Here is a 6,323-nt window from a genome sequence, read left to right on the forward strand (position 1 = left end):
CCCTGAGGGCGGAGTAACACGGATGCACGGTCCCCCCCGGATCCCGCGCCTGTTCCTCGCCACCGCCCTCGCGGTCGCCGCGACCGGTGCCAACGCCGAGCCTGCCCTGCAGGCCGCCAAGCCGAAGCGGGTGGTGAAGCCCGTGCCGGTTCCATCCAGCCAGCACTCCGCGCCCGCCAAGTCCGCCAAGTCCGCCAAGGCCGGGGAGGCGGTCCGTGATCGCGAGATCCCCTTCAGCGTGGCCGACACCGTGGCGCTGGCCCTGCGCAACAACCGCACGATCCGCAGTGCCTCCATCGACCGCATCGCGCAGAAGTTCGACCTGCGCGTCGTCGAGGATCGCTTCACCCCGCAGTTCGGCGTCTCCGGCGGCGCCATCCGGCAGCGGATCGCCGGCATCGACACCAGCAGCTACACGGTGACGCCGGGCGTCACGACGCTCCTGCCGACCGGCGCCATCGTGAGCTTCTCCTGGGCCGATCAGGCCAGCGACACCCTCGGTGTCCGGTCCCGGCGCTCCGCCGGCCTTCTGTCTGTCTCCCAGCCCCTCCTGCGCGGCGCCGGCAGCGACGTCACCCTGGCCCCGATGCGCTCGGCCCGGCTCGGCGAGCGGATCAACCAGCTCCGTCTCAAGGCTACCGTGTCCGAGACGATCGGGCAGGTCATCTTCGCCTATCGCGAGTTGCTGCGGGCCCAGGAGGAGCTCCGGATCGCGCAAGCCTCCGTCGGCCGAGCCGAGACCCTCATCGACATCAACCGTGCCCTGATCGCGGCCGGCCGCATGGCCGAGGTCGATATCGTGCAGACCGAAGCAGACCTGGAGAACCAGCGCATCCGCGTTCTCGAAGCCTCCCGCTCACTCGACAACAGTCGGATCCAGCTCCTGAACCTGCTCGCCCTCGATCTCGCCACGCCGGCCGTCGCCCGCGAGAGCATCACGCCAGCCCGGGTGACGACGAACCTGCCCGACCTGATGCGCATCGCGCTGGCACAGCGGCCGGACTACCTTGGCCAACTCAACGCCGTCGAGCAGAGCAAGCTCGGGATCGTCGTCGCCCAGAACGAGCGCCTATGGGACCTGTCGGTTTTCGGTACGGGCTCACTGGGACGCACCAGCATCACCGGCCCGCTCGCCACGTCGGCCGGAATCACCGACGTCACGGTCGGGCTCGTTTTCAACGCGCCGCTCAACGACCTGCGCCGCGAGCAGCCCTACATCCAGGCCACGACCGGCCTGCAGAACGCCGAGGTGCAGCTCGAGACGATCCGCCAGGGTGTCGAGGTCCAGATCCGCAACTCGGCCACCGACATCGACATCCGCTGGCGCCAGCTCGAGGTGGCACGCCGGGCCCGCGAGTTGGCCGCGCGCGCAGTCGAGATCGAGAAGGAGAAGCTCAAGGTCGGGCGCTCGGCCAACTATCAGGTCCGCGCCCTGGAGAACGACCTGCGCTCCGCCGAGAACCAGCAGCTCGGCGCCGCGATCGGATACCTCAACGCCCTGACGCTCCTCGACGTGCAACTGGGGACGACGCTCGACACATGGCACATCGCTCTGCGAGACTGACCGGCATGACGGACCCGGCATCCGAGGCGGCTCCGGTCGCCGAGCCGCCGGCCGGCATCCCCGCGCACGCCGTGACCTCCCGGCCTAGCCGCCGCGTGGCGATCGTCGCCGGTGCCGGCGCGGTCTTCGGGCTGGCCGCCGTCGCCTGGCTGCGGACCGCACCGCCCCCGGAGCGCACCCCCGCGGCCGGCGTGCCGGCGCAAGAGCGGGCCGTCACTGTCGCGCCGGCCGCCGTGGCCTCGATGATCACGCTGATCGGTACGGTCGGGCCTGGCAAGACCGTCGCGGCGCTCGCCCCCTTCGACGGCGTGCTGCGGGAGCGGCGTGCCCAGCTCGGCGCCCTCGTCCGCGCCGGCGAGGTTCTCGTGGTGATGGATGCTGGCGAGGTCGAGAGCCGCCTGCGCGAGGCTCAAGCCACTTTCCTGAAAGCCTCCATGGCAGTCGATCTCCTCGACCGGTGGAGCACGAGTCCGGACGTGATCCGCGCGCGGCGGGCCCAGGAGACCGCCGAGGCCAGCCTCGCGGTGATCGAGCGCCAAGTCACGGAGACGAAGAGGTTGCTCGACCGCGGCATCGTCTCCCGCAACGAGTATGACGGCCTCGTCCAACAGCGCGACACCCAGCGCAACGGCGCGACCGGCAGCCGGCTGGATCTCCAGACGACGCTGGAACGCGCCAGTCCTGACAACCGCCGTCTCGCCGACTTGGACTTGCAGAACGCGAAGTCCCGCCTCGCCGATCTGCAGGCGCAGGCCGACGGCAGCACGGTGCGCGCGCCCGTCGAGGGAATCGTCACCCGGCCGCCGGCCGGCAACCAGGGCCCACAGACCCCCCCGACGATCGAGGCCGGCACCCGCGTGACCCGTGGCCAGGCACTGTTCTCGATCGCCGATACGGCGACCCTCGTCGTGACCGGCCGAGTCGATGAGGTCGACGTCAACCGCCTCCGGCTCGGTCAGACGGTCCTGATTGGCGGCGACGCCTTCCCCGGTAGCTCAATCCCTGGCCGCATCATCGGCATCAGTGCCGAGGCCGAGGCCGGGCAGTCCTCTGGCCGTACGCCGTCCTTCGAGGTGCGGGCCGCGATCCCGGGCAACGCCGGCTCTGATCGGGGCCGGATCCGCATCGGCATGTCAGCCCGGATGCAGATCGAGATCGCGAGCAACCCGCAGGCAGTCATCGTGCCGATCGATGCCGTCCGGGACCCGATGACGAACCCCACCGTTCAGGTGCGCGATCCGCAAGGCGGCGAACCCCGCATCCGCAGCGTCACACTCGGTTCTACGCACCCTCAGGGCATCGAGATACTTTCAGGTCTTAAATTTGGGGACGTTGTAGTCCGTCCATAGCCATTCATAGATTGTTTTTCTAAGTATATGATTTTATTTTTTGTTATATCATACAACAGAAATTCATTATGGTACATAGTTCTGGTTGAATTTCAGATTTGAATGGGTTGCGCCCGGGAGGCGATCGTGGAGACGGACGAGAGACTTGAGGGTGCCATTGACCAAATTCTCTTGGCACGCTCAACACTTGAACTGAACACTATCTTGCGCGCAATCAGGTCAGATTTTGATGTTGCGAACATTGCTTATCATGCGGTCTCGATCCCGGCCCACGACGCTCGAAATGCCATCCTGATCGTGACCTACGAGGATGCCTGGGTGCAGCGCTACACTGCAAGGGACTACTTCTGGGTCGATCCCGTCATTCGAGCGGGAGTAAAGGGTTTCCTGCCCCTGGACTGGTCCGAGGTTGACCGCTCCTCACCGGAGGCGCAACAATTCTTCCGCGAGGCCGACGCCCACCATGTCGGCCGCGAGGGCATGACCCTGCCGGTCCGCGGGCCTGCGGGCGAGCGTGCCCTATTCACGGTCACCTCGAACCTCTCCGGGCAGGAGTGGAAGGCGAAGCGCCTGCTGTGCATGCGCGATTTCCAGATCCTCGCCCACTTCTTGCACAACCGTGCCGTAGAACTCGCCGGCTATCGGTCGAAGCAGGCGGTCCTCTCGGTGCGGGAGGTGCAATGTCTCGAGCGGATCGCGACAGGACGGAACGTCAAGCAGGTCGCGTCCGAGCTCGGTCTCTCGATCAGCGCCGTGAACCTCTACCTGCGAAGCGCGCGAAGCAAGCTCAAGTGTGCCAGCGTGGCGGAGGCTGTCGTCAAGGCGACGCGTGTCGAGTTGCTGTGAGCGGTGTATTCACGATCCGCAACGGGGGCCGAACGCGTGAGGCCCGCGATCGCCCAAACGAATGCAAAATCTGTCAATCTGATATAATAACAGATTGTGAACTCTGATCATGGGCCCAATAATTTGGGTACTGCAATTGATCCGGGGAAGCAATGATCAGTATTCTCACAAATGCCGACCGCGACGCTTGCCCCGGCGAATTCGATGCGATGTTTCGGGCTCGGGCAGTCATCTTCCAGGAGCGGCTGGGCTGGGCGGCGACCGTGAGAGACGGCTGGGAAACGGATCGCTACGACTGGCACGAGGATCCGGTCTATGTCGTGACGGCCGACGCCGAGCATCGCCTGACAGGCTCACTGCGGGTCCTGCCTACCACCGGCGAGACGATGCTGCGCACCGAGTTCGCGGGCTTCTTCGACGAGCCGGTCGACGTCGAGAGCCCGACCGTGTGGGAATGCACGCGGTTCTGCGTCCATCCCTGCACCGGCCCGGATGCGTGCCACGGGAAGCTTGTATCGACCGAGCTGCTGATCGGCCTGTGCCGGCTCTGCCTGTCCTCGGGCGTCGAGCAAGTGGTCGGGATCTACGACGAGGCTATGACGCGTATCTACAACCGGATCGGCTGGTCGCCCGTCCCCCTGGCCCGATCCCGGCCGGAGATCGGCAAGCTCCTTGTCGGGATCTGGGACGTCTCGGCCGAGGCCCTGGAGGTTATGACGCGTCGCGTGGCCTTACACGACTACAACTTCGATCCAGGTGAGGTGCGCTCCCCTCTATTGTCTGTTGTCACTTGAGCCATAGCAAGGTTGAGGCGAGACAAAGGACGCTCATGAAGCTGAGGGCGGTCTTTTCGTAGCGAGTTGCGATAGCGCGCCACTTTTCAGATGCGCCCACAGCCGCTCGACGATGTTGTGGTTGTTGTAGATCCAGTCAGGACAGACGACCGGAGCCTCATTGCTCTTGGTCGGGATGGCGGGCCGTGCTTCAGCGGTCCGGATCGCCTTACGGAACCCGGCACATCGGAGCGGGACGAAGACTGGCAAGCAAATTGGCGGTTCGTCACCCTCAGCTGCCGGATAGGTGCAACCGGGCCCGCCGCTTCTACATCACGCGCTTCGACGCCGGCATCCCGGGCCGACGATGCCTGACGGGGGCGATCCGCCGGACGGGCGCTGTGTTCGTGCTTGGCCTGCGCCGGCTATACGATCCGACATCCTGGTCCTTCAGCGTCATGCCCGACGCATCGTCCACGATCATCCGGGTTGATCGTCCGGATCTCGCACCCTAGTCTATGGCGTCCATCATGGACTTCTAGGGCAGGGCAAGCCATGAACGAGCACGTGCGCTACACCCAGGCCGGGCGCCTGATGGCGATCGACACCGTGCTCGGGGAGGACGTGCTGCTGCTCGAGCGCCTCGAGGTCGAGGAGGGCCTCAACCGCCTCTTCACCCTCCAGGCCCGCGTCCGGGCGCAACGCGAGGAGGTCCGCCCCGACGAGATCGTCGGTACCGCCGCCGACCTCGCCCTCACGCTGGCCGACGGCTCGCAGCGGGTCTGGAACGGGCTCGTCACCGAGCTGCACGAGGGGCCGATCGTCACCAGAGGCGCGCGTCAGTACGCCCTCACCCTGCGGCCACGGCTGTGGCTGATGAGCCAGCGCAGCGACTGCCGCATCTTCCTGACCCAATCGACGCTGGAGGTGCTGGAGACGCTCTGCGCCGAGCACCGCATCCGCGACTACACTCTCGCCGGCGTCACCCGGACGCCGCCGAAGCGCGACTACGTCGTGCAGTGGAACGAGACCGATCTCGCCTACCTCATCCGCAGGCTCGAAGAAGAAGGGCTGTTCTACTGGTTCCGCCATGAGCGCGGCAAGCACACGCTCGTCGTCGGCGATCATCCCTCGGCCTATGACGGCGGAACCGAGACCCGGGTCCGTCTCGCCTTCGGCTCGTCGGATGCCGAGCATATCCACGACTGGCGCCGGCAACTCTCGTTCACACCGGGACGACGAGCCGGAAACGATTACGAATTCTTGACGCCAAATCTCGATCTTACTTCCGATACGCCGTCGATCGACCGTGTTCCCGAGAATACGGCTTACGAACTCTACGAGTATCCGGCAAGGGCGCTGACCCGCGAGGCCGGCGAGCGCGCCACGCGGCTACGGATCCAGGCGACCGAGACCGGCTTCGACCGGGTCGAGGGCCGCTCCAGCGTGAGGACGCTCGCGGCGGGCGGGCGCTTCACCCCCTACGAGGTGGCGCATCCGGGCCACGTCTACCCGGCGCAGGTGATCACGCAGATCCTGCACCGGGCCGAGGACCCGACCTACGAGTCGGGGGCGGGCACGCCGCACTACGAGAACGCCTTCACCACCCTGCCGGCGGACCGGCCGGCGACGCCGCATCGGACAGTGCCGCGCCCGCGCATCGACGGGTTGCAGATCGCCAGGATCGCCGGCCCACCGGGAGAGGAGATCCACACCGACGCGTTCGGGCGGGTGAAGCTGGCCCTGCCTTGGGACCGTAGGGCGCGAGGCGACGGGACGGATACCGGCTGG

At 66.5% G+C, this 6,323-nt stretch carries 5 protein-coding genes and 1 pseudogene; 5 read left to right on the forward strand and 1 reads right to left on the reverse strand.

Features of this window, described 5'->3' with window-relative positions:
• Positions 1-22 precede the first annotated feature (22 nt).
• The 4 genes from QR78_RS13815 to QR78_RS13830 all read left to right on the forward strand — a co-directional run bounded on the left by QR78_RS13815 (position 23) and on the right by QR78_RS13830 (position 4,553).
• Positions 23-1,564, forward strand: a complete 1,542-nt coding sequence (locus QR78_RS13815; protein WP_048428111.1) for a TolC family protein — start codon at positions 23-25, stop codon at positions 1,562-1,564.
• 5 nt (positions 1,565-1,569) lie between these two features.
• A complete protein-coding gene (locus tag QR78_RS13820) occupies positions 1,570-2,913 on the forward strand; it encodes an efflux RND transporter periplasmic adaptor subunit (protein WP_048428112.1) in 1,344 nt (447 codons plus the stop codon).
• Positions 2,914-3,039: 126 nt separating this feature from the next.
• Entirely contained in the window at positions 3,040-3,759 is a 720-nt protein-coding gene (locus QR78_RS13825; protein ID WP_158004042.1) for a helix-turn-helix transcriptional regulator, read from the forward strand.
• Positions 3,760-3,911: 152 nt separating this feature from the next.
• Entirely contained in the window at positions 3,912-4,553 is a 642-nt protein-coding gene (locus QR78_RS13830) for an acyl-homoserine-lactone synthase (protein WP_053220912.1), read from the forward strand.
• Here QR78_RS13830 and QR78_RS32775 read toward each other — a convergent pair.
• Positions 4,546-4,772 (reverse strand): annotated as a pseudogene (locus QR78_RS32775) (transposase); the annotation flags it as partial. The gene QR78_RS13830 and the pseudogene QR78_RS32775 overlap by 8 nt on opposite strands.
• Positions 4,773-5,087: 315 nt before the next feature.
• On the opposite strand from QR78_RS32775, the gene tssI reads away from it, so the two are divergent.
• The coding region (tssI, locus tag QR78_RS13835) for a type VI secretion system tip protein TssI/VgrG (protein WP_048428114.1) at positions 5,088-6,323 on the forward strand (1,236 nt) is incomplete at its 3' end.

This window comes from Methylobacterium indicum (genome assembly GCF_001043895.1).
Classification (GTDB): Bacteria; Pseudomonadota; Alphaproteobacteria; order Rhizobiales; family Beijerinckiaceae; genus Methylobacterium; species Methylobacterium indicum.